General features: G+C 68.9%; 18 protein-coding genes, 1 tRNA gene and 1 pseudogene. 11 read left to right on the forward strand and 9 right to left on the reverse strand.

Annotated features, from left to right (window positions below):
• Nucleotides 1-508: 508 nt before the first annotated feature.
• From ABZ876_RS05750 to ABZ876_RS05760, 3 genes are all read left to right on the forward strand, one after another.
• Nucleotides 509-739 (forward strand): hypothetical protein, encoded by a 231-nt coding sequence (locus ABZ876_RS05750; RefSeq protein WP_361775582.1) that lies wholly within the window; start codon nucleotides 509-511, stop codon nucleotides 737-739.
• A 412-nt stretch (nucleotides 740-1,151) separates the two neighbouring features.
• Nucleotides 1,152-1,640, forward strand: coding sequence for a hypothetical protein (locus ABZ876_RS05755; RefSeq protein ID WP_361774764.1), 489 nt, complete (start codon nucleotides 1,152-1,154; stop codon nucleotides 1,638-1,640).
• Nucleotides 1,641-1,755: 115 nt separating this feature from the next.
• On the forward strand, nucleotides 1,756-3,738 hold the full coding sequence (locus tag ABZ876_RS05760) for a hypothetical protein (protein WP_361774767.1): 1,983 nt from the start codon (nucleotides 1,756-1,758) through the stop codon (nucleotides 3,736-3,738).
• A 245-nt stretch (nucleotides 3,739-3,983) separates the two neighbouring features.
• Here the strand turns inward: ABZ876_RS05760 and ABZ876_RS05765 are convergent, their stop codons facing one another.
• Nucleotides 3,984-4,337, reverse strand: coding sequence for a hypothetical protein (locus ABZ876_RS05765; RefSeq protein ID WP_361774770.1), 354 nt, complete (start codon nucleotides 4,335-4,337; stop codon nucleotides 3,984-3,986).
• 478 nt (nucleotides 4,338-4,815) lie between these two features.
• Between ABZ876_RS05765 and ABZ876_RS05770 the strand changes: the two genes are divergently transcribed.
• The 4 genes from ABZ876_RS05770 to ABZ876_RS05785 all read left to right on the forward strand — a co-directional run bounded on the left by ABZ876_RS05770 (nucleotide 4,816) and on the right by ABZ876_RS05785 (nucleotide 9,522).
• Nucleotides 4,816-6,372 (forward strand): FAD-binding oxidoreductase, encoded by a 1,557-nt coding sequence (locus tag ABZ876_RS05770; RefSeq protein WP_361774773.1) that lies wholly within the window; start codon nucleotides 4,816-4,818, stop codon nucleotides 6,370-6,372.
• A gap of 165 nt (nucleotides 6,373-6,537) precedes the next feature.
• Complete coding sequence (sigJ, locus tag ABZ876_RS05775; RefSeq protein ID WP_361774776.1) at nucleotides 6,538-7,482, forward strand: RNA polymerase sigma factor SigJ; 945 nt, start codon at nucleotides 6,538-6,540, stop codon at nucleotides 7,480-7,482.
• A 93-nt stretch (nucleotides 7,483-7,575) separates the two neighbouring features.
• On the forward strand, nucleotides 7,576-8,769 hold the full coding sequence (locus ABZ876_RS05780; protein WP_361774779.1) for an FAD-dependent oxidoreductase: 1,194 nt from the start codon (nucleotides 7,576-7,578) through the stop codon (nucleotides 8,767-8,769).
• A 150-nt stretch (nucleotides 8,770-8,919) separates the two neighbouring features.
• Nucleotides 8,920-9,522, forward strand: a complete 603-nt coding sequence (locus ABZ876_RS05785) for a GNAT family N-acetyltransferase (protein WP_361774782.1) — start codon at nucleotides 8,920-8,922, stop codon at nucleotides 9,520-9,522.
• A gap of 188 nt (nucleotides 9,523-9,710) precedes the next feature.
• Here ABZ876_RS05785 and ABZ876_RS05790 read toward each other — a convergent pair whose 3' ends face one another.
• The 7 genes from ABZ876_RS05790 to ABZ876_RS05820 all read right to left on the reverse strand — a co-directional run bounded on the left by ABZ876_RS05790 (nucleotide 9,711) and on the right by ABZ876_RS05820 (nucleotide 15,714).
• Nucleotides 9,711-10,925: a hypothetical protein gene (locus ABZ876_RS05790; RefSeq protein ID WP_361774784.1), complete on the reverse strand. Its 1,215-nt coding sequence runs from the start codon at nucleotides 10,923-10,925 to the stop codon at nucleotides 9,711-9,713.
• 356 nt (nucleotides 10,926-11,281) lie between these two features.
• Nucleotides 11,282-11,569: an SCO5918 family protein gene (locus ABZ876_RS05795; RefSeq protein WP_361774787.1), complete on the reverse strand. Its 288-nt coding sequence runs from the start codon at nucleotides 11,567-11,569 to the stop codon at nucleotides 11,282-11,284.
• Between the two features lie 67 nt (nucleotides 11,570-11,636).
• Nucleotides 11,637-11,972 (reverse strand): hypothetical protein, encoded by a 336-nt coding sequence (locus tag ABZ876_RS05800; RefSeq protein ID WP_361775585.1) that lies wholly within the window; start codon nucleotides 11,970-11,972, stop codon nucleotides 11,637-11,639.
• A 142-nt stretch (nucleotides 11,973-12,114) separates the two neighbouring features.
• The gene (locus ABZ876_RS05805; protein WP_361774790.1) at nucleotides 12,115-13,623 is read right to left on the reverse strand and encodes a DEAD/DEAH box helicase; all 1,509 of its coding nucleotides are present in this window, start codon (nucleotides 13,621-13,623) and stop codon (nucleotides 12,115-12,117) included.
• Between the two features lie 234 nt (nucleotides 13,624-13,857).
• A complete protein-coding gene (locus ABZ876_RS05810; RefSeq protein ID WP_069779708.1) occupies nucleotides 13,858-14,061 on the reverse strand; it encodes a cold-shock protein in 204 nt (67 codons plus the stop codon).
• 230 nt (nucleotides 14,062-14,291) lie between these two features.
• Nucleotides 14,292-14,627 (reverse strand): MerR family transcriptional regulator, encoded by a 336-nt coding sequence (locus ABZ876_RS05815; protein ID WP_361774793.1) that lies wholly within the window; start codon nucleotides 14,625-14,627, stop codon nucleotides 14,292-14,294.
• Between the two features lie 826 nt (nucleotides 14,628-15,453).
• Nucleotides 15,454-15,714 (reverse strand): hypothetical protein, encoded by a 261-nt coding sequence (locus ABZ876_RS05820; protein ID WP_361774796.1) that lies wholly within the window; start codon nucleotides 15,712-15,714, stop codon nucleotides 15,454-15,456.
• Between the two features lie 1,046 nt (nucleotides 15,715-16,760).
• Here ABZ876_RS05820 and fxsT point away from each other — a divergent pair.
• Both fxsT and ABZ876_RS05830 read left to right on the forward strand, forming a co-directional pair.
• Nucleotides 16,761-19,565, forward strand: a complete 2,805-nt coding sequence (gene fxsT, locus ABZ876_RS05825; protein ID WP_361774799.1) for an FxSxx-COOH system tetratricopeptide repeat protein — start codon at nucleotides 16,761-16,763, stop codon at nucleotides 19,563-19,565.
• A gap of 25 nt (nucleotides 19,566-19,590) precedes the next feature.
• Nucleotides 19,591-20,049: pseudogene (locus ABZ876_RS05830) on the forward strand (site-specific integrase); the annotation flags it as partial.
• Nucleotides 20,050-20,157: 108 nt separating this feature from the next.
• Here ABZ876_RS05830 and ABZ876_RS05835 read toward each other — a convergent pair.
• Nucleotides 20,158-20,231, reverse strand: a tRNA-Gly gene (locus ABZ876_RS05835).
• 503 nt (nucleotides 20,232-20,734) lie between these two features.
• Between ABZ876_RS05835 and dcd the strand changes: the two genes are divergently transcribed.
• Nucleotides 20,735-21,310, forward strand: coding sequence for a dCTP deaminase (gene dcd / locus ABZ876_RS05840; protein ID WP_361774802.1), 576 nt, complete (start codon nucleotides 20,735-20,737; stop codon nucleotides 21,308-21,310).
• 8 nt (nucleotides 21,311-21,318) lie between these two features.
• Complete coding sequence (locus ABZ876_RS05845) at nucleotides 21,319-21,828, forward strand: phosphoribosyltransferase (RefSeq protein ID WP_361774805.1); 510 nt, start codon at nucleotides 21,319-21,321, stop codon at nucleotides 21,826-21,828.
• Nucleotides 21,829-21,926 lie beyond the last annotated feature (98 nt).

Below are 21,926 nucleotides of genomic sequence, written 5' to 3' on the forward strand. Positions count from 1 at the left end.
CGAAGACCGTGTGCGGCCTGTGTGGCACTCCTGGGGGGATCCTCTGTGCGTTCGTGGACGTCGTGTGACCGGAGACCGGGCCGAACCGCCCGCTCGTCCGGGCCTGGGATCCGGCGGATGAATCTGCACATCGAATACGCAACCGCAACACGGGGGGCGCCGGATCTGCACAAGAACACGCCGGACGACGCCCGCTCGGCGCTGAGTGCCGGGCGGGGAAGCGCCGCGGCGGCTCCAGCCGCCCCGCGGCCCGCGGAGCTTGTGGAGGAGTCGGCCCCGATTCGTGCCCGAGTCTGCACGGATGCGTAGCCCGCACGTCCAACTGTCCTGGTGACAGCGCCGCTTGACTGGATGCTCGGCGTGCTCCGTGATTTGATCCTTCGCGCCGCCGGGTTCGGCACAGATTCCCCGAACGGGACCTGGCGCGCCTGCGGTCCCGGCCCGCCGCCTGTCCCCCATGGGCCGCTCCCCCCCCTTGCACGACATCCACATGAAGGGAAGTCTCACCATGAACTCCGCTCCCCAGGTTCAGACCGCTGAGATCTCCGACGCCGAGCTGGACCACGTCTCCGGCGGTCTGAGCCCGCACGTCGGCGTCATCGCCGGACCGACGGCGGTCGGCGACTCGGACGTCCTCGCTCAGGCCGGCGCCGTCCAGAACGAGGCCCTGGGCACCGCCGGTCAGGCCCTGGGCACCGCCGGCCAGTACCACCAGGCCGGCGTCTTCGTCTCCTTCTGACCGGCAGCCCCCGCCGCCGGACTGCACGGCAGGCGTTGTCGTCGTCGCTCACCACGGAGCGCCCTTCCACGGCCCACGCGGCCAGGGAGGGCGCTCCTGTGTGTGACGGTGCTCGGCCGGTACGGACCGGACTCAGGCCGGTCCGCGGTCCTCGCGTGGCAGGAGCCGGCCGACGAGTGAGTCGACGTAGTCGGGGGTGAGGGGGCCGGTGGCGAACAGGGTGCGCATGCACAGCGGCGCGAGGGCGACACGACCTCGGCGAGGTGATGGCCTTCGGCCTCAGCGCCGGCCCGCGGGGGCCAGCCATTCGGCCCAGCAGCGGTGGCGGCTCCGTTCGGAGGCGCCGAGGGTGAGTCGTGCCGGCCGCATCGCGTATTGAGCGACGGCTCGCACGATCGCCAGGAGGACGGGCGTGGCACTCACCGAGACGGATCTGCTCAAGACCGGCGACGCCGGGCTGGTGGAGCTGTTCCGCGGCAGTCCGCCCGGCGACATCCCGAGGGGCCCGCTGGAGGGCACGGGCATCGTGCGGTGGGGAGGGAGCCTGCTGGCTCAGCCGCTCGCCCGGCTGGTACGCCTGGGCGTGTGGCGGGGGAAAGTCTTCGACCACCAGGGTTATCTGAGCAATCGGATGACCGCGTTCGACGTGCTCGCCATCGTGGCCCAGGTCTTCGTCGGGCAGAGCCTGATGGACGACCGGGACTGCATCGTCATCGACTACTCCAAGATCTCTCTGGTCGCACGTGGGGTTCGCGACGAGATGCGTGAGGTCGAGCCGGGGCTGTATCTGGGCGTGGTCTGGCTGTTCGGGGTCAGGGTCGGCTGGTTCACGCTCAGGGTTCCGGACGGTGCGGGCCGTGCGTCCGAGGCAGGGGGAGCCACAGCCCGGCAGTCGGGCTGAGCGGCCGCCCCCTGCCGCTTGCACTGCGCAGATTCCTTTCCCAGTCGCCCCCTGGTGGCCCCAGTCGCCTCAGTCGCTCCGGTCCGACCGGGCACAGCGAAGGGTTCAGAAAGCCATGACCAGCTCAGGCATACGCGCTCGCAGCTCGGCCATCTCGAAGAGGCGCCCCGCACGAACGTGGGCCGAAACCCTGACATGGGCTTCGTTCGTCGCCGCGGCGGCCGCGGCCGCCATCGCCCTCGGAACGGTGAACATCCCGGCATCGGCGGTCGGCGCCGGGACGGAAACCGTGCAGGGGACGGTCACCGGGGCGGGCAAGCCGCTGGGTGAAGCCCGGGTCACGCTCTTCACCGGGGCGCCTGCGGGGGTGAGGGAGCTGGGCCGGACCACGGCCGACGCGCATGGTTCCTTCCGGATCCCCTACGCCAAGCCCGCCGACGGGGTGCTGTACATCGAGGCCACGTCGGCTCAGGGACGCAGGCTCCGGCTGCGCTCGGTCGTCGGGCTCGGCGCGGGAGGCGGCGTACCCAGGCGGACCGAGAGCACCGTGACGGTCGACGAGCTGACCACCGTCGCCACCGCCTACGCCCTCGCTCAGTTCAGCGACGGGCGCGGTATCACGGGACCCGGTCCGGGATTGCAGAACGCCGCGGCGACCTCCTTCAACCTTGCCGACCCGGTCACAGGCAGGCCGGCAGAGGCAGTCAGGGCCGACAGCGCCAACAGGGAGACCCTGGCCACGCTGAACACGCTGGCCAACCTCGTGTCCCTCTGTGTCGCGGACTCCCCGCGCTGCGAAGAACTGCTGCGATTGGCGACACCGCGGGGCGGCACCGTGCCCGCCGACACGGTGCAGGCGGTGCTCGGCCTGGTCCGCAATCCGACGCTGTCCCCCGGCGGCCTGCACACCCTGGCGGGTACCGCGAGGGTCTTCGCCCCCGCGCTCACCACCGCCCCCACGGCATGGGTGCTCGCGCTGCGCCATACCGCAGCCGACCTCTACGCTCCGGGCCGTATCGCGTTCGACGCGAAAGGCAACGCGTGGGCGACCAACAACTGGCTTCCGGGAACGCGTTCGCCCAATCCCTTCGTGACCGTGCTCGATCCGGCCGGCCGGCCGACCCTCGGCAGCCCCATCGGCGGCGGCGGTATGAAGGGCGGCGCGTGGGGGCTCGCGATCGATCACGACGGCTCCGTGTGGGCACCCAGCTACGGCGGCGACGCGATGTCGAAATACTCGGCCGCCGGCATCCCGCTGTCGCCCCCCACGGGCTGGAAGAACGGTGGACTCGTCAAACCGCAGGGCGTCGCCGTGGACCAGCGGGGCAACGTGTGGATCGCCAACTCCTACGGCCTGAAGGGCGCGCCGGGAGTGGGAAGCGTCGTCGTCTATCCGCAGGGTGATCCCTCGAAGGCCTTCACGATCCACGACAAGAGCTTCAACCATCCGTTCGCCGTCCAGATCGACGGCCACGGTCGGGCCTGGGTCACCAACAGCCACCTCTCCTTCGCCGGACTCATGGAGACCAGGCGCCCGGCACAGGTCGGCGGAAGCGTCACCGTCATCGGCCCCGACTTCAAGCCGATCACGTCCACCAGCAGCAGCTCGCTCCAGGCGCCCGTGGGACTCGCCCTGGACTCCCGGGGCAACGCCTGGGTGGCCGGCCTCTTCAGCAGCGCGGTCACCGAGATCCGGCCCGACGGAACGGTCGCGGGCACCTACCAGTTGCCGAAAACGGTCCTCCCCTGGTCCGTCGCCGTCGACGGTCGGGACCGCGTATGGGTCGCCGGTTTCGGCAACTCCTCCGTATCGCTCTTGTGCGGCACGAACACCGCGGCATGCCCTCCCGGCACCACCACCGGTACCGTCATGTCCCCCGAGCAGGGGTTCCGCAACAAGGCGATCCAGCACCTCACCGCGGTGCAGATCGACTCCTCCGGCAACGCCTGGGTGGCCAACAACTGGTCGAAGATCCTCCCGCCCACCGGCGGCGTGGGACTGGTGGAGCTCATCGGCGTCGCCGCTCCGGTCTGCACGCCCCTCACCCCACTGCCGAGGCGCCCGTCGCCGGCGGCACCGAACTCCTGCCCCAGGTAGACCTCGGTGGCGGTGGCGGACCGCCGTGGGCCGTCTGCGGTCCGCCGAGCAGCTCCGCCGCCCGATGCTGCATGTGTTCCGCCGCCAGCCGAGCCTCCGCGATGGCGTCACCGCGTTCGCGTACCAGGTCCTCGTAGATGGGCAGTTGGACTTTTTCGGTGTGGCTGAGTGTCACAGTCGGTCCTCGCGCTGTCGTGCTTTTGCAGCGGCCTGAGCCGGAATTCGGCAACGAACTCGCGCTGTTGTCAGGCCCGGTTGAGCCGGGAGGCGATTCCGTGGCCGATCAGCAGATACATAACCGCAGGAAGTCCGTAGTTGAGGATGACGCGAAGACCCTCTGTGTTCATCGTGAAAATGTCCTGCGACCACCAGGCCAGCCAGTCGGCCACTCCGCGCACGAACTTGACGAATACGTTCCCCTGGTTCGCGTCGAGCAGGAACAACAGGATCCACAGGACCAGCAGACCTGCCGCGGTGTCGGCGATCGTGCAGACCGTCAGCGCGGTACGCCGTCCGGCGGCCTGGTTTCGCACGGAGTGGTCCGGGCCCGGGGGCTGGTTGTACGCGGGATATCCGGAAACCGGGTCTGTGTTGCTCACAGGAAATTCCCATCTGTCGAGGTTTCGTGTCGGCGCGGTCGTCCTGGGCGCTATTCCGCTCCTCTCTCGTTCTGCGTCGTGCCGTCGCGGCTGCGTTACACCTGAATTCGAGACGTCCGATATATGGTTGCCTGTTCGGGCACTTACCCAAATGTTCAGTTGCGGTGGTACATGTGAGGACGGCGCGGCAGAATCCGTCGCGACGGACGGTATTTCGGGTTGAGTGGGCATGCCGGCTGCGGCGTGCCGAGCGCGGCCGGCGTCCGGCGCCCGGCGAGTCGAACTGCGGATCGGGATGGATTGGGTCGGCTAATTCATCACCGCCCGCATATATCACTCTTCAACAATTCCTCATCCCCCGAAAAGCCTAGTCGAACAACCCTGTGACGGGTCATCCCTGTTATTCTGCGGGCCCCAGGAATCGTCCATGGCGGATTGAACGCGCCAGGTGGCGAAAAGGGTTTTTCTCGGTAAAATAATGGCGTATTCCGGTCGAAAGTACGAAAAGTTCGAAAGGATACGCACCATGCACGATTTTTCGCGCCGCGGTTTGCTCAAGGCGACGGCGGCAGCCGGTGCCGGCGCGGTCGCTGTCCCGGGCATTACGGCCGTGGAGGCCCCGGGTGTGAGCGCCGCAAGCAATGTGCCCGAGAACGGAAAGTGCCCACCGGCGAAGCTGACCGGCCGTATCGTCCGCCCCAACGACCCGGGGTACACGGATGCGAGCCTCGGCTGGGACAGGCTCTTCTCTCACCATCCGATGGTCATCGTCTTCGCCCAGAACACCCAGGACGCGGTCAACGCCCTCATATGGGCGCGGCAGAACAATGTCGCGCTGCGCGTGCGGAGTGGCCGCCACAGCCTTGAGGGCTGGTCGAACGTGGACAACGGAATCGTCATCGACATCAGCGAGTTGAAGTCGGTTCACATCGACACCGCCTCTCGTATCGCGACGGTCGGCGCCGGGCTCAACCAGTTGGAAGCGGTGACCACGCTCGCGCACCACGATCTCGCGGTGACGACCGGAACGGAGGGCAGTGTAGGCCTTTCCGGTGCGACGCTCGGCGGCGGATTCGGCTTCCTCACCCGCTGGCTCGGCATGGCCTGCGACAATCTGATGGGGGCTGAGATCGTCGTCCCGATGGGTACCGACTGCGCGAAGGCGATCAAGGTGGATCCGAAGAACAACCCGGATCTGCTCTGGGCGCTTCGCGGGGCGGGAAACGGCAACTTCGGCATCGTCACGTCACTCACCTACAAGGTGGCTCCGCTGAAGAGCGTCGCTTATGTGCAAGCGATGTGGAACGGTCTCGGGGACCTCCAGAGGGTCTTCGACACATGGCAGCGTACGGCCCCGATCGCCGACGACCGGCTCGGAACCCAGCTCGAGATCCACAGAAAGCAGATCCTGCTGTTCGCGGTTCTCGCGGAAGGATCGCAGGAAGAGGCACGGCGGTTGCTGGCCCCGATCCTGTCGGTCGGCAGCCCCCAGGTCTCGGTTCAGGTCGGCAACTGGGGCGACGTGTACGGGCGATTCCAGGTTCCGATCCAGAAGGACCCCGCGAACTGGAAGTTCTTCTCCCAGTTCACCACCAGACCGTTCCCGGAGAAGGCGATCAGCGTGATCGCCTCTTTCATGCAGAACGCCCCCACGGATGACAGCAATTTCTTCACCCAGGCGTTCGGCGGGGCGGTCAGGAGGAGCCCCCGCGGCGGTACCGCGTTCCCGCATCGCAGCGCGCTCTTCTACTCCGAGCCCGGCGTCGGCTGGGGCAAACGCGAACTGGCAGGCAGCGGCGACGCGCTCACCCCGCAGGCCCAGGCGTGGATCGCCGAGTTCAGCCAGGCGCTGCGGCCCTACGTGAACGGCGCCTACGCCAATGTGCCGAACATCGGAATGCAGGGGTGGGAAACCGCCTACTGGGGATCCAACTTCCATCGGCTGCGCGAGATCAAGGCGAAGTACGACCCTCACAACGTCTTCCAGTACGAGCAGAGCATCCCTCCGGCGTCACGCTCGCACGAAGGCGTGTGAACCCCGTCAGCCGCCCCGCGATCCACTGCGCCCAGGAAGTCCAACGGCACCGGCGTATAGCCGACGGCACCGGTAAAGCCAACCGCACCGCTAGAGCCAACGGGTAGAGCAGCACAGGTCGCACCGCAGCGGCCGTCACGCGCTCCGAGAGCTAGGATCCGGGCCATGGTGCTGACGAGGAGCGACGTCGACCGGTTCGAGGCCTCCAGGCCCCGCCTGGAGGCCATCGCCTACCGCCTCCTCGGCTCCGCGACCGAGGCCGAGGATGCCGCACAGGAGACGTTCCTGCGCTGGCAGGCCGCCGACGTCGACCACATCGAGGTCCCCGAGGCCTGGCTGACGAAGGTTCTCACCAACCTGTGCCTCAACCAGCTCACCTCGGCCCGCGCGCGGCGCGAGACATATGTGGGCCAGTGGCTCCCCGAGCCGCTGCTCGGTGGGGACCCGATGCTCGGCCCGGCCGACACCGCCGAGCAGCGCGAATCGGTGTCGTACGCGGTCCTCGCCCTGCTGGAGCGCCTCTCCCCGGGCGAGCGGGCGGTGTACGTGCTGCGGGAGGCCTTCGACTATCCGCACCGGGAGATCGCCGAGATCCTGGACATCACCGAGACCGCCAGCCAGCAGATCTTCCACCGCGCCAAGAAGCACGTCGCGGACGGCAAGGCCCGCACCGAGATCGACGAGGCCGCCGCCCGGCGGATCATCGACGAGTTCCTCGCGGCCGCCACCACAGGCAGGACCGAGCCACTCGTACGGCTGCTCACCCAGGACGCCATCTCGATCGGTGACGGCGGCGGCAAGGTTCCGGCCCGCACCAAGCCGTTCGAGGGCGCCCTCGCGGTCGCGAAGTTCATGCGGGGCCTGTTCAAGCCCAGCAAGGCCAAGCGCGCCCTGGCCGGCGGCTCACCCGAGGTCTATGCCACGACCGCCAACGGCGACCCCGCCGTCGTGGCGGTCCTCGACGGCCGGGTCGTCGGCGTCATGTGCCTGGAGGTCACCGCCGAGGGCATCGCCGCGTTCCGCAGCCAGGCCAACCCCGACAAGCTGGAACGCGCGACCAGGCGATGGGCGGCCACCGACCACGGCGAACCGCTGCTCAACGCCTTCTGACCGCCGGTGTGAGGTGCTTCACAGCGCGCTTCTGTCAGGAAACGGCGGGCCGCCCGGTTCAAGGGGCGAACCGCCGACGACAGGAGCCAGGAAATGCAGCACCGCATCATCGTCCTCGGAGCCGGATACACCGGAGCCATCGCCGCCGGGCGCATCGCCAGGCGGCTGCACCGCGACGACGTCGCCATCACCCTCGTCAACGCCGAGTCGGACTTCGTCGAGCGCGTCCGGATGCACCAGCTTGCGGTCGGCCAGGACCTCGAGCCCCGGCCCTTCAGCGAGATGTTCGCGGGCACCGGCGTCGAACTGAAGCTCGCAAAGGTCACCGGCGTCGACGTCGACCGCAGGACCGTCGCCGTCGTCGACGCGAACGGCGCCGAGGAACTGGAGTACGACACCCTCGTGTACGCCCTCGGCAGCGGCTGGAACGACCAGGGCGTCCCCGGCACCGCCGAGCACGCCCACGAGATCGCCAGCCGTCCCGGAGCGCTCCGCCTGCGCGAGCGCCTGGCGACCCTGGGCGCCGGACAGCCCGTGGTCGTGGTCGGCGGCGGCCTCACCGGCGTGGAGTTCGCCACCGAGATCGCCGAGGCCCGCCCGGACCTCGACGTCACCCTCGCCGCCCGCGGCGGCCTCGGCGACTGGCTCTCGCCCAAGGGCCGCCGGCACCTGCTGAAGGTCTTCGACAAGCTCGGCATCACCGTGCACGAGCACGCCACCGTCACCGCCGTGGAGGCCGACCGCATCACCACCGCCGACGGCACGTCCGTCCCGGCCGCGGTCACCGTGTGGACCACCGGCTTCGCGGTCCACCCGATCGCGCAGGCCACCACCCTGGAGGTCACCGGCACGGGCCAGATCGTGGTCGACCGGACCATGCGCTCCGTCTCGCACCCGGACGTGTACGCCATCGGCGACGCGGCCATGGTGATGGGCCCCGGCGAGAAGCCGCTGCGTATGTCGTGCGCCTCGGGCGTCCCCACGGCGTGGCAGGCCGCCGACGCCATCGCTGCGCGACTGACCGGCGGGAAACTCCCGACCGTACCGCTCCGCTACTTCAACCAGTGCATCTCGCTGGGCCGCAGGGAAGGCCTGATCCAGTACGTCACCGCCGACGACCGCTCCGTCGGCGCGGCCCTGACAGGACGGCTTGCCGCCGTCTACAAGGAGCTGGTCTGCAAGGGCGCGGCCTGGGGCGTCGCCAACCCGACACTGATGCCGGCCCGGCGCCGCCGTGTCGTGCGGAGCCAGGCCCAGGCGGGCTCGGCGGTCAAGGCGCCGGCCTGACGCACACAGCGTTCGGGCGCCCTCGACGCGAGGGCGCCCGAATGAGCAGGATCATGCACAAGGCTGAGGCCGCCCGCCGGCAACAGGTCTCGGCTGAGCCGTGGGCGTCCGGATAGGCTCCGGCCGTGGGCGTCTGGGTAGGCTCCGGCCGTGAACCCGACCACGACCAGCAGCGGGACGGCCGAGCCGGCCATCCTGGACGCGACGGAGCTGACATCCGACCCGGAGCTCGAGGCCCGCTTCGCGGAGTCGGCCCATCGGATCCTTGCGGACCTGGTCCGCGCAGGCGCCGCGCTCGGCTGGGTCGAACCACCCGAACCCCGCGAGGTGGCGGAACTCCTGGGCCACGTCGTGAATGCAGCGAGGACCGGGGACGGGTCCCTGCGTGCCGCGTACTTCGGCGGTCGGCTGGTCGGACTGGGGTACTGGCTGCGCTATGCCCGACCGACCCACCGGCCGCACGCCGATCTGGAGAAGGTCGCGGTGGATGCCGCCGCCCAAGGGCGTGGCGTCGGCCGGGCGCTGACCGCTGCCCTGATTTCCGACGCCCGGCGGGCGGGCATCGAAGTCCTCACCCTGGACGCCCGCGGCGACAACGACCATGCCCTGGACCTCTACCGGTCGCTGGGCTTCACCGAATACGGCCGTCTGCCGGATTTCGTCGCCGTCGGCGAGCGCCGCTACGACAAGGTCTTCTCCATGCTGGACCTTCGCCGGGGAAGGGACGCCCGGGGCCGCCTTCGGCGGGACTGAGCATGTGACGGTTCAGCACCGAGCGGTGATCTCCGTCGTGGAGACGATGTGCTCCCTGCCCATCGCGCTCTCCACGCCGAGAGCCAACCGCCTTCCGTCCGCGAGGTTTTCGCGTACGCCGGGTTGCGGGCCTCGGCCCGGGCCGAGGGACGAGGAGGCGATGCGGGGTCCTGCGCCGTCGGCGTTGGTCACTGAGTGCCGCGATCTCGCTCGCGATGACTGCGGGTGATCAGCCATGTCCCGCCGACTATCAGCAGCGCGAAGAGAGCCAGGCCTGCGCCTTGTGCGGCCAGGAGCCACAGACGATCGGACAGGGGGAGCTTCCCGGTGAGGGTGACCTGAAGGGAACCGACGGCGAAGGCGATTGCCGCCGTGAAGACGGCGACAACTTCGACGGCACGGACGGACGACGTGTGCAGAGAGCGCTCCAACCGGGCGTTGGCCTTGGCCTGTTGCTCCCAGCGGCGTTGCTGCTCGGCCTCCCGCAAGGCCCGCAGACGTCCTTCCTGGATTGCGTCCCGTTTCGTCAGGTACTGGTTTTGCAGAACGCTGAGGCTGGCAGTGGAACTGGCTGCGAGCAATGCAAGAGCGGTGTCGATGCTCTCCAGCGCCGCGTCGTGCCGGCTGCACATGTGCAACCCGCCGGCCAGGCGCGCATGGAACATGTGGTCGTCCGGATATGCCTCGACAGCCTCCTCCGCGTAGCTGCGCAGGAGTTCTCCCTGTCCCTCGAAGGGAGGGGCGAACGCCACCCCGTTGAGGCAGATGTCCGTGGTGTGCCGGGTCCGGCCTGCCGCGGACCAAGCCTGTTCCAGCAGCTCGGAAGCGTACGTGACGGTCAACGCCCTGCTGCCGAACGCGGCGAACGACTGAAGTGCCACGAAGACGGGCTCTTTGCGGAGGGACCCGGCAGCCACGGAGGAGGGCGAGAACGCAAGGAAGGCATGCAACTCGTCGAAGCAGAAGTTCGCCCGCAACTTGCCCGCGTGGAACAGGGTGAAGAAGAAGGCGACGCGCTCTGTTGCGGCGCCCGCACCGATCTCTCCCACCGCCTCCGTGAACGCATCCGCGGCCTCCACGGTGCCCCGGTTGAGGAAGCCGTTGCCGAGCGCCCACTGCTCGGCGACGACGCCCCAGCGTTCGTCCCGCACGTGGTCCGACATCCATCGTGCGCACTCCAGGGCCGTCCTGGCTGTCGGCTGCTCTTGGAAGCGGCTGCGCCAGTAGCGGTCGGCACACATGAAGTAGGGATCGGCGCGGAGGTCGGCGGAAGACACCTCGAAGAACGGAGTGACGCCTGCCGCCAGCAACTCCGCGGCCGTCTCGTCGCAGATACGGCCGCGCGTTCTGGAATCGGCTGCACGAGCCTCTTCCAGCCGCGCGATGACGGTCGCGGTGTCCATGCTCCCCCTCGTCCTCCGTGCCCGTGCTCAGAGTGGTGATCTCCTGAACATACCTAAACGGCACGGAAGTTGAGTGAAGGGGCTGCCTCCATGGATCGTCGTTCCCGCCAACCCGCTTGTCCGGCGATCGCTGGGTGCGGCTCGGGCAGGCCGCACCGGTTGTCGCCGGGCACCCTCGCGGCGACAACCGGGCGGAGCGGGCCGCGCCGGTCTCGTGCGCCATGCGGCTCGTGGCCGAACCGTTGGCGGCTACGGGACGCGGATCCGCCTGTCCGGCCCGCTCACAGGACGGGTGCCACATCCTCGGCTCTTCAACCGGTAAACGGCGCATGGCGTGCCGTTGTCCCGGAAAAGCGTCACCAACCGAGCGCATCCCCATCGGCTCGCGCGTCTCGGGCCGGCATGACCGGGAGCGCGTCGTGGCAGGTGAAGCCGAGGCGGTTCAGTGCCCGGCGCATCTCGCCCGTCGTGAAGTCCCGGCGGTCCAGCCTGGTGATCACTTCCCCGACCTGCATCACGGGGTATACGCGGCGGCCGATGGTCACGGACACGCCGGTGACGGGTTCGGGCGTGATGCCACTCATCGACTGCTCGACCTCACTCTTGATCAGGTCGAAGGGGTATCTGGCGATGACACAGCGCATGGATGCCTCCACAGGGGCGGGGATGAACACCGCGGACGCCGGCCGCATGACGGCGGCCGGACGGCGGTCAGGGGGTGAGAGCGAGGACGCCCAGGGCGTAGCCGTGCTCGTCGATCACGGGGGAGACGTCCAGGGTCCGGACCCGCATGGCGGCTTCCGCCTCGCTGAGTACGGCCATGGACGACGTGAACGGTCCGCGGTCGAGCGGGATGTCCCGCAGCCGTGTGCGGTCGCTGTACCACGAGCCGCCGCGGTGTGCGGCGAGCTGGGCCCGGGTGACCAGTCCCGTGCACCGGCCGTCCTCGTCCTGGAGGAGCAGGTGCGGGACGCGGGCACCGATGAGCACGGAGAGAGCCACGTCGACGGCCATGTGGTCGTCCACCTGCGGCCCAGGAGCGTGCATGGCGTCACGAGCGGTCAGACCGGTGCCGTCGGCCTGCCGCGATCGGGGCGGAGTCGGGGTCAAGTGCTTCTCCTCTTCGTCGGGGCGGGCACGACGGGCGATGGCTCGTCCCGGCCGCCCGGAGTGCATACCCGTGCTGCGGCTATGGGTTTTTCCTCTCGGCGGGCCGGCGGACTCGGGCGGCGTCCGGGCCGTTCCTGCCACGGCCGGCAGCCCGGACCCGGCGACCACGGCCGGCGGATCCCTTGCCCTCGCGTCCTTCGGCGACCGGTGCGGTGAGGGTGACGGGCACGCCGGAGGGGGTCCGGGCGCCGGTGATGCGATGCAGTTCGGCCTCGCCCGGACGGATCCGGGCGGTACGCGCAGTGATGCCGGCGTCGGCCATCAGACGGTCCACCGCGCGCCGCTGGTGCGGCAGGACGAGGGTGACGACGGTGCCGGAGTCGCCGGCGCGGGCGGTACGGCCGCCGCGGTGCAGGTAATCCTTGTGGTCGCTCGGAGGGTCGACGTTCACGACGAGGTCGAGGCTGTCGACGTGGATTCCACGGGCGGCGACGTTGGTGGCCACCAGGACCGTGACATGGCCGTCCTTGAACTGGGCGAGTGTCCGGTTGCGCTGCGGCTGGGACTTGCCGCCGTGCAGGGCCGAGGCGTGCACACCCACGGACAGCAGGTGCTTGGTCAGCCGGTCCACCGCGTGCTTGGTGTCCAGGAACATCAGCACACGTCCCTCGCGGGCGGCGATCTCGGTCGCGGCGGTGTCCTTCTCGGCATCACGCACGTGCAGCAGATGGTGCTCCATGGTGGTGACGGCTCCCGCGGACGGGTCGACCGAGTGCACCACGGGGTCGTGGAGGTAGCGGCGCACCAGGAGGTCGATGTTGCGGTCCAGGGTCGCCGAGAACAGCAAACGCTGCCCACGGGAGGGGACTTGGCCGAGCAGCGCGGTCACCTGCGGCATGAAACCCATGTCGGCCATCTGGTCGGCCTCGTCCAGGACGGTGACGGCGACCTGGTCGAGCCGGCAGGCTCCCCGCCCGATGAGGTCCTCGAGTCGGCCGGGCGTGGCGACGACGACTTCGGCCCCGCCGCGCAGGGCGCTCGCCTGACGGCCGACCGACATGCCGCCCACCACGGTGGCGATGCGCAGCCGCAGGGCGCGGGCGTAGGGGGCTAGCGCGTCAGCGACCTGCTGGGCCAGTTCCCGGGTGGGGACGAGGACCAGGGCGAGCGGATGCCGGGGCTGGGCCCGCTGCCCGTCCAGACGGGCCAGCAGAGGCAGGCCGAAGGCAAGCGTCTTGCCCGAACCCGTGCGCCCCCGGCCCAGGACGTCCCGGCCCGCCAGCGCGTTCGGCAGCGTGGCCGCCTGGATGGGGAAGGGCACGGCCACGCCCTCCGCGCCGAGCGCGGCCAGCAGAGGTGCGGGCATGTCCAGTTCGGCGAACGTCTCGACCGCCGGCAGCGGTTCGGTGAGGGTGACCGGCAGGGTGAACTCCTGTCGGCGTGCGGGGGAGCGTGCTCCTTCACCGTTTTTTCGCCCGGTGCCCGGGCGAGGGCCTTGTCGGCCCGTCTCCTGCGTGCGGAAGCGGGCGCCCCGAGCGGAGCCTGCTGAGCGCGTGGAACTTCTGCCGGTGCGACGGGTGCGGTTCATGGAGGAACCTCCTCGATACGGCGTATCGAGGAATTCCGTTCAGCGGCCGGGGCCGCGCGAGGATTCGCAAGAATGAGCCGAAGAGACTGCGAAAATCCGGGCTTCTCGGTGCCGAAGCCGGGGTGCAAATCATCCGGGAACTCCGGGAACCGGGAACTCCGGGATTGGAGAAAGCAATGAGCTGGGGCCCGCACCCCAAGAGCGCGGGCCCCAGCCACGTGGTTCGCGTCAGTGTCAGGCGGGAACGATGTTCTCGGCCTGCGGGCCCTTCTGGCCCTGCGTGACGTCGAAGGTAACCTTCTGGCCTTCCTGAAGCTCGCGGAAGCCCTGGGTGGCGATGTTCGAGTAGTGGGCGAACACGTCAGCGCCGCCGCCGTCCTGCTCGATGAAGCCGAAGCCCTTTTCCGCGTTGAACCACTTCACGGTGCCAGATGCCATATTGAATCTCCCTAGGGGGGCAGTGCCGGACTCCGCACTTTACGGAGCCGAGTCGCCGCGATGATCACCCCTCCGGAAAGATCCGGAAAGCTCTGCAACAGAAGGAATCTCCGGCAATCAAAACTGCAACTGCTATCACGTTAACACAGGTCGGGTCGAAGCGGCTCTGTTTTTTGGAAGCGTCCGGTAATCCTCATCCGACTGGAGTCCGGATTTCTGTGTCGGCGGGACTAGATATTCGTACCCTGCTCGTCCAGCCTCCGGCGCATCTCCCGGTTCAGGCGAAGGGCGTCGTCGAGCTGGTCTTCCGGAGAGATGACGCGGCACGCGGCCTCGACGGGGGTGCCCTGGTCGACCAGCTCACGGGCGCGGGCGGCGATGCGCAACTGGCGGCGGGAGCAGCGGCGGTGGCCGCCTTCCGACCGTAGGGGAGTGATCAGCTCGGCTTCACCGACGGCCCGGAGGAAGGCGGGGGCGGTACCGAGAACGTCGGCGGCGCGCCCCATGGTGCAGGCGGGATAGTCGTCGTCGAGGTTGCCGGTGACAGGGGCTTTCTCAGCGGGCATAGCCCCTTCGTTTCGGGGACACGGAGGGGCCCGGGCGTGCGCGGCACCCGCACTCGGAAGAATCCGGCGCCATTTGCTCCGCGCGGCAAGCCTAACTCCGGCAGGCACGGAAATGTGGACCGGCCGTGACAGATGTGCCTCCGGGCATGACCCGACGAGTCGCCGTACGTCGTCACCCGGCCGCCGAGGAGGCGCCGCCGAGCGCGGGGACGGTCACCGAATGCGGGCTCCTCACACGAGCGTGTCCGGACACATCCCGCATCGAGGCAGGGGCCGGGTCAGTGGCGCCAGGGTCTGCGCGTCCGGTTCGCCGCGTACGCGGACGATGCGGCACTCCTCGCAGAGCGTGGCGCTTTGTGTCGAGTGGTCAACGGCTCGCGCGAGGATGGTGGTTGAGGTCGGCCGCTCGTCCCTGCCTCGGGTTCCCAAGGTGCCGCGTTCCTCATTCCCCCTCCCCGGTCGTGCCCGGGTGAACCGTTTCGGCGAGTGCCGGCATCCGTGCGGCGGTCAGCGGGTTCTCAGGGTCGGCGGCGGCCGGCGGCTGGTCCGCTGTTCCGGCCGCTTCCCCGGGCGGGACGACCCGGAGCGCCCAGCGTCCCACCGTGCCGCGGTCCAGGGTGATGACGTGCGCCTTGTTTCCGGGTCCGGCGAGCGCCGATCCGCTGACCTCGGGGCGATCGAACTCGGCGGCCCCGTACGGATCGCAGAACCGCCTTCCGGTTGTCCCTGCGTCAGCGGAGTTTCGTCATGGCTGTCGTTCTCCGAGGTGACGGCCGCGGCGGGGACGGACCCGACGGCGGGTCCTCGTGGCTGAACGGCCCCCGGGTCACACCTCATCGGTGTGTGTCCGGTCCTGATCCGTCGATTCGCTGGCCGCGAGCCAGGACCGTGCGGGTTCCGCCGCGCGCGCGGTGTCGAGGGTGAGATGGAGCCGCGTCCCTCCTTCGAGGCCGGCGGGGTAGCTGCGCTGCTCGGTCGAGGCGAAACAGCGCCGGAGCACTTCGGCGACGCGACGGGCGACCTCCGGCGTCGCAGCCACGACGCGGACCTCGGCGTGGCCCTCGGAGGGCAAGGGCTCGTGCTCCATACGGACCTCCTGGCGGCGACGGGTACGAACCACGAAACCGGCCACCCCCCGACACACCGGGTGAGGTGCGGGGCTGCGGCGCGTTTCCACGGCGGCCCTCTTCTGAAGGGTATGCCGGGCAAGGGTGGCCGTGCGTACCATGACCACCGGCGGTCCGGCCGGCTTGCAGGCCGCCCGATCCCGGTGGCCGTGCGAGCCGACTTCCCCACTGGCGTGCGCGAAGCATGGGGAGCCCGTGTGGTGCGACTCTGATGCTCTTCGGGCACGCGAGTGCTGACCACCGCACACAACAACAAGGCCCGGGTCTTTGACCTGGGCCTTCATGCCGGAGGGGTCCGACCTGGTCGAACGTTCGGCCCCTGCTCGTTCCGGGCTCGGCCGCTTTCACCGTGGTTCCCCGCTGCTCGCCGCTCGATCTGGTGCGGTAGTGGTGCAGAGCCGCGGCGACCAGGAGGTGATCAGCCGGGCACGTGCCGTTCATCGAGGCGGATCTTCACCTGACGGTGTGGTCCGCGTGCCGGATCCCCTCACCGGCGACGATGGCGCCCAAGGCAGGCGGCTCCATGTGGTGAGGCATGGCGGTGATCTCGGCAAGGCCGACCGCATTCGGCACGCCATCGAGGAGGAGGAAGACGCCGAACGGCTGTCGGCCGACGACCCGTCCGCTGACGTGAGATCCAAGAGGCAGTGCGGAGACTGTTGCTGGCCGGCTCCGGCCTATGACATCCGAGGCCGGCACCGGGGAGCGGTCCGGCCAACTGAACTCGGACATTCCTCAATCATGGTCAGCGCGGGGGAGGTTGTCGACAGGAGGCCGCAACGCCACGAGGACTCTGCTCAGTCGGGGCGGGGGCAGCGGTGGCCAGTTTCGACCACCCACTCATGGTCGGTGGGGTTGCTGTACTTCGCTGTACCGCACGGCACGGCTACGTCACCGGATGCTACCGACGGGTTTTCAGCCGTGTCGTAGCGGTTGCACGCTATGTATGGTGCGGCGGCACGGTAGGGCGTGCTCGTCGTCGCCGCGGGGGACGGGGGGAACGTCTGTGATCAATGGTTCGGATTCGGTGTTCGTCAGCTATGCGGGCCCGGACCGGCAGTGGGCCGAGTGGGCCGCGTGGCACCTGGGAGAAGCCGGCTACGCGGTCGAGCTCGATGTGTGGCACTGGCGTACCGGCGACGACTTCGTGAAGAGGATGAGCACGGCTCTGGCGAAGGCCACCGCGGTCGTGGCCCTGCTCTCGCCTTCCTACTTTGCCGAGGGGCGGTACACCGAGGAGGAGTGGACGGCGGCCGTGGCTCGTCGTGAACGCTTCGTCCCCGTGGTCATCCGCCCCTTGGAGGCGAGCGAGTTACCGCCGATCCTGGCACCGCGGATCCGGAAGGAACTGCATGGCCTCGATGAGGTGACGGCCGTCGCCGCGCTGGTGGAGGCGGTACGTGGCCCCATGCCTGCGACGAGCGCGCCGGCCTTTCCCGGTGCGGCGGCGCCGACTGTTTCCGTGCCTTCCGCGGCGGGACCTGAAGTGCGGCCCCGTTTTCCCTCCAGTACGGGTCTGCCTGCGATTTGGAACGTGCGGCGACGCAATCCGCACTTCACCGGCCGTGAGGCGGTCATCGACAGCCTGCGCAGCAAGCTGCTCGCCGAGCAGCACGCCGCCGTGCAGGCTGTGCACGGGATGGGCGGTATCGGCAAGACGCAGGTGGCGCTGGAGTATGCGCACCGCTTCGCGGGCCAGTACGACCTGGTGTGGTGGATCGACGCCGAGCAGGCTGAGCAGGTTTCTCAGCACTACGCCGAGCTGGCCACACGCCTGGATGTCGCCAAGCCCGACGTCGACCTCGAAACCAACGCGCGCACCGTGGTAAGGCATTTGCAGACGTTGGATCGCTGGTTGATCATCCTGGACAACGCCGAGGACCCGGAACGGCTGAGAGCTTGGCTGCCCGACGGGAGTGGGCACGTTCTGATCACCTCCCGCAACCCGAGGTGGGACGTGGTCGTTCCGGGATTGCCTCTGGACGTCTTCACCCGCCAGGACTCCGTGGCCTACCTGATCAGCCGCCTTCCCACCCTCACTCCCGAGCGGGCCGATTCCCTGGCACATGCCCTGGGAGACCTCGCTCTCGCCCTGGCCCAAGCCGCAGGTGTCCTACGCGACGGCATGCCGCTGGCCAGCTACCGCAAGCAACTCAAAACCCATACCGCCCAGCTGCTCGCTCAAGGCGACGATCCCGGACACGCCTCCTTGGAAGCGACCGTCACCATCGCCACCAAGAGCCTCAGCGACGGCCACCCGCAAGCCATGTCGCTGCTGCGCCTCCTGGCTTACCTCGGACCCGAACACATCCCCACCGGCTGGCTGGTCGCCGCGCGCAGCCGGATGACCACCGTCCCCGGTGAGCCGAGTGACCCACTGTGGCCGCAGACCGCCATCAAGCCTCTGGCTCGCTACGGCTTGGTCTCTGCCGGCTATGAAACGGTCCAGGTCCACCGACTGACCCAGGCCATCTTGCGTGAGCAGACAGGTCCCGACGCCCCCGCGATCCAGGGCGATCTCGCAGCGCTCCTGACCGCCGCTGAACCCGGCGACCCCGAACTCCCCGAGACGTGGCCGCAATGGGCCGTGCTGACCCCACATCTCATCGCGGCCCGGCACACCCTGGGCGACCGCTCCGATCTGCGATCGACTCTGCTCAAGGCCGCCCAATACCTCGTTGTGAGCGCACAGCCGAAAGCAGCGCGTGATCTTGCTCAGGCGCTCCACCATGCGTGGGCCGCCTCCCTGGGCGAGGACCACCCGGAAACCCTGGGTGCTGCACATATGCTGAGCGAGGCGCTTGACGGCCTCGCCTCGTACGCCGAGGCCCGCCGCATGGTCGAGGACACGTTGGAGCGGCGTCGGCGGGTTCTGGGTGAGGACCACCCCGACACCCTCGTCTCCGCCCACGAATTCGCGGTCACCCTGTACAACCTGGGCCATCATGCCGAGGCCCGCCGCATGGTCGAGGACACGTTGGAGCGGCGTCGGCGGGTTCTGGGTGAGGACCACCCCGACACCCTGCACTCCGCCTACGGCCTCGCGGTCACCCTGTGCAACCTGGGTCATCATCCCGAGGCCCGTCGCATGGTCGAGGACACGTTGGAGCGGCGTCGGCGGGTTCTGGGTGAGGATCACCCCGACACCCTGCACTCCGCCCACAGCCTTGCCATCACCCTGGCCACCCTGGGCCATCATCCCGAGGCCCGCCGCATGGGCGAGGACACGTTGGAGCGGCGTCGGCGGGTCCTGGGCGAGGACCACCCCGACACCTTGCGCTCCGCCCACGAACTCGCGGTCACCTTGCACAACCTGGGCGATTACCCCGAGGCCCGCCGCATGCACGAGGACACGTTGGAGCGGCGTGGGCGGGTTCTGGGCGAGGACCACCCCGACACCTTGCGCTCCGCCCACGAACTCGCGGTCACCCTGCACAACCTGGGCGATTACCCCGAGGCCCGCCGTATGCACGAGGACACGTTGGAGCGGCGTCGGCGGGTCCTGGGCCAGGACCACTCCGACACCCTGCGCTCCGCCCACAGCCTCGCCATCACCCTGGCCACCCTGGGCCATGAGGCCGAGGCCCGTCGCATGGACGAGGACACGTTGGAGCGGCGTCGGCGGGTCCTGGGCCAGGACCACCCCGACACCCTGCGCTCCGCCCACAGCCTCGCCGTCACCCTGCACAACCTGGGCCATCATCCCGAGGCCCGCCGTATGCACGAGGACACGTTGGAGCGGCGTCGGCGGGTCCTGGGCGAGGACCACCCCGATACCCTCGTGTCCGCCCGCGACCTCGCTTCATGCTGAGGCTTGCACCACCCAAGCGAACAGGACCGTCGCCAAGGCGTACCGCCTCCTCAAGGGCATTGTGGAGACAGCCGTCGACGACGACCTGTTCAGCCGCAACCCATGCCGAATCAAGGGTCCAGAAAAGGAGTCGGCTACCCGACGGCGTATCGCCACTGTGGCGCAGGTCGACGCCCTCGCCGACGCGATCGGTATCCGCCGGCGCCTCATGGTCTGCCTCGGCGCGTACGGTCCGATGCGCCCCGAGGAGCTGGCCGGCCTCCGCCGCCGGGACGTCCACCTCGACAACCTGGTTGTCTGCGTCCGCGTCGCCGAGCCGGAGCGGACCAATGGCAAGCGCGCTCCCGGCCCGACCTGCCCTTCCGGCGGACCTCCTTCGGCCGGAAGCGGCGGCGTGCGCGCGCCGCCGTCGGAGTCCCGGAGGGCTTCCGTTCTTACGACCTTCGTCACACCCGACACAACCCTGTCGACCCGCTCGGGCGCCAAGCCCACCGGCACCTGGCGACGGCCTGGTGGTGCGGATGTGGTGCGCTGCCCACCCATTGGTCTAGACAACAAAGAACCCCCGGGCCGCTGGCCTGGGGGTTTCGCATGGAGCGGGTGACGAGAATCGAACTCGCGCTCTCAGCTTGGGAAGCTGATGTTCTACCATTAAACTACACCCGCGTAAGACGCCGGTTCAGCCCGGTGTCCGAACGCCCGCTCACTCTACCCCATGTCGGACCCCCGGTGTCGCAGCCGTGGGGTCCGCCGTCGTTTCGGGGTGTGGATCCGGCTGCGGGGGACAGGAGTTGGGGCGTACGGTGAGGGGAGCGGAGAGCGGTCCCGCGCGGTCGGAGTGCCGCCTGGAGGGCCGTCCCTTTGATCCCGTAATGTGGCTTTCGCCGTCCGTCGTGATGTGATGGCGAAGGCTCTTGGGGAAGGGACTCAGAGGACTTGATGGAGCGCACCGTCGTCCGATGTGCCGAGGGGCACGTGTTCAGTACCGCTTCGTTCCCGATGCAGCAGGCCGAGCGCCTCGGGCCCGGCCGGCTCGTCCGGTGCCCGCGCTGCACCCGGCTCCGCAGTGTGGTCCCTGTGGCCATGGAGAAGCAGCAGCGGTAGACGTCACAGGCGCGTGGAGTCGTCATGATTGGGGCGACTCCACGCGCCTTGCGTATTCTCGGGACGTGCTTCTCTCAGACAAGGACATCCGGACCGAGATCGACAAGGGGCGGGTCAAGATCGACCCGTACGATCCGACCATGGTGCAGCCCTCGAGCATCGACGTGCGGCTCGACCGCTACTTCCGGGTGTTCGAGAACCACAAATACCCCCATATCGACCCCTCTATCGAGCAGGTCGACCTGACGCGTCTCGTCGAGCCCGAGGGCGACGAGCCGTTCATCCTGCATCCCGGGGAGTTCGTGCTCGCCTCGACGTACGAGGTCATCACGCTGCCCGACGATCTTGCGTCACGGCTCGAGGGGAAGAGCTCCCTCGGGCGGCTCGGACTGGTGACCCACTCCACCGCCGGGTTCATCGACCCCGGGTTCTCCGGGCACGTCACGCTCGAGCTGTCCAACCTCGCCACCCTCCCGATCAAGCTCTGGCCGGGCATGAAGATCGGCCAGCTGTGCATGTTCCGGCTCAGCTCGCCGGCCGAGTTCCCGTACGGCAGTGAGCGCTACGGCTCCCGCTACCAGGGGCAGCGCGGGCCCACCGCCTCCCGCTCCTTCGTGAACTTCCATCGGACCCAGGTGTGAGTGCGGACATGGCCGACGTACGGGAGAACCTGACCTACGAGGCGTTCGGACGTGCCGTCCGCGAGCTCGCCCAGACCATCGCCGACGACGGCTACGAGCCGGACGTCGTGCTCAGCATCGCGCGCGGCGGCGTCTTCGTGGCCGGCGGGCTCGCGTACGCCCTGGACTGCAAGAACATCCATCTGGTCAACGTCGAGTTCTATACCGGTGTGGGCACCACCCTCGAAATGCCGGTCATGCTCGCCCCCGTCCCCAATGCGATCGACTTCACCGACAAGAAGGTCCTGATCGCCGATGACGTTGCCGACACCGGCAAGACCCTGAAGCTGGTCCACGACTTCTGCCTCGAAACCGTCGCCGAGGTCCGCTCCGCGGTGATCTATGAGAAGTCCCAGTCGCTCGTGAAGTGCGAGTACGTCTGGAAGCGCACTGACGACTGGATCAACTTCCCATGGAGCGTTTTGCCTCCAGTACGTAAGTCGGGAGAGCCGATCACGCCCTCGAAGGAGGCTCTGTAGATCGAGGCTGGGGCCCCGACATAGGTCAACCGCCCACTATTCCTCAGGAACGCATGCGCTGAAGGTCGTCCCTGACCGCTGGTGTCCGCACCTGTTGG

This window comes from Streptomyces sp. NPDC046931 (assembly GCF_040644655.1).
GTDB lineage: Bacteria > Actinomycetota > Actinomycetes > Streptomycetales > Streptomycetaceae > Streptomyces.

Coding starts and splice junctions, on each gene's coding strand:
- ABZ876_RS05820 (WP_361774796.1), bottom strand. CDS start 15,714: ATGGAGCACGAGCCCTTGCCCTCCGAGGGCCACGCCGAGGTCCGCGTC.
- ABZ876_RS05800 (WP_361775585.1), bottom strand. CDS start 11,972: ATGCACGCTCCTGGGCCGCAGGTGGACGACCACATGGCCGTCGACGTG.
- ABZ876_RS05760 (WP_361774767.1), top strand. CDS start 1,756: ATGACCAGCTCAGGCATACGCGCTCGCAGCTCGGCCATCTCGAAGAGG.
- ABZ876_RS05780 (WP_361774779.1), top strand. CDS start 7,576: ATGCAGCACCGCATCATCGTCCTCGGAGCCGGATACACCGGAGCCATC.
- ABZ876_RS05845 (WP_361774805.1), top strand. CDS start 21,319: ATGGCCGACGTACGGGAGAACCTGACCTACGAGGCGTTCGGACGTGCC.
- ABZ876_RS05805 (WP_361774790.1), bottom strand. CDS start 13,623: ATGAACCGCACCCGTCGCACCGGCAGAAGTTCCACGCGCTCAGCAGGC.
- ABZ876_RS05795 (WP_361774787.1), bottom strand. CDS start 11,569: ATGCGCTGTGTCATCGCCAGATACCCCTTCGACCTGATCAAGAGTGAG.
- sigJ (WP_361774776.1), top strand. CDS start 6,538: ATGGTGCTGACGAGGAGCGACGTCGACCGGTTCGAGGCCTCCAGGCCC.
- ABZ876_RS05770 (WP_361774773.1), top strand. CDS start 4,816: ATGGCGTATTCCGGTCGAAAGTACGAAAAGTTCGAAAGGATACGCACC.
- ABZ876_RS05750 (WP_361775582.1), top strand. CDS start 509: ATGAACTCCGCTCCCCAGGTTCAGACCGCTGAGATCTCCGACGCCGAG.
- ABZ876_RS05815 (WP_361774793.1), bottom strand. CDS start 14,627: ATGCCCGCTGAGAAAGCCCCTGTCACCGGCAACCTCGACGACGACTAT.
- ABZ876_RS05790 (WP_361774784.1), bottom strand. CDS start 10,925: ATGGACACCGCGACCGTCATCGCGCGGCTGGAAGAGGCTCGTGCAGCC.
- ABZ876_RS05810 (WP_069779708.1), bottom strand. CDS start 14,061: ATGGCATCTGGCACCGTGAAGTGGTTCAACGCGGAAAAGGGCTTCGGC.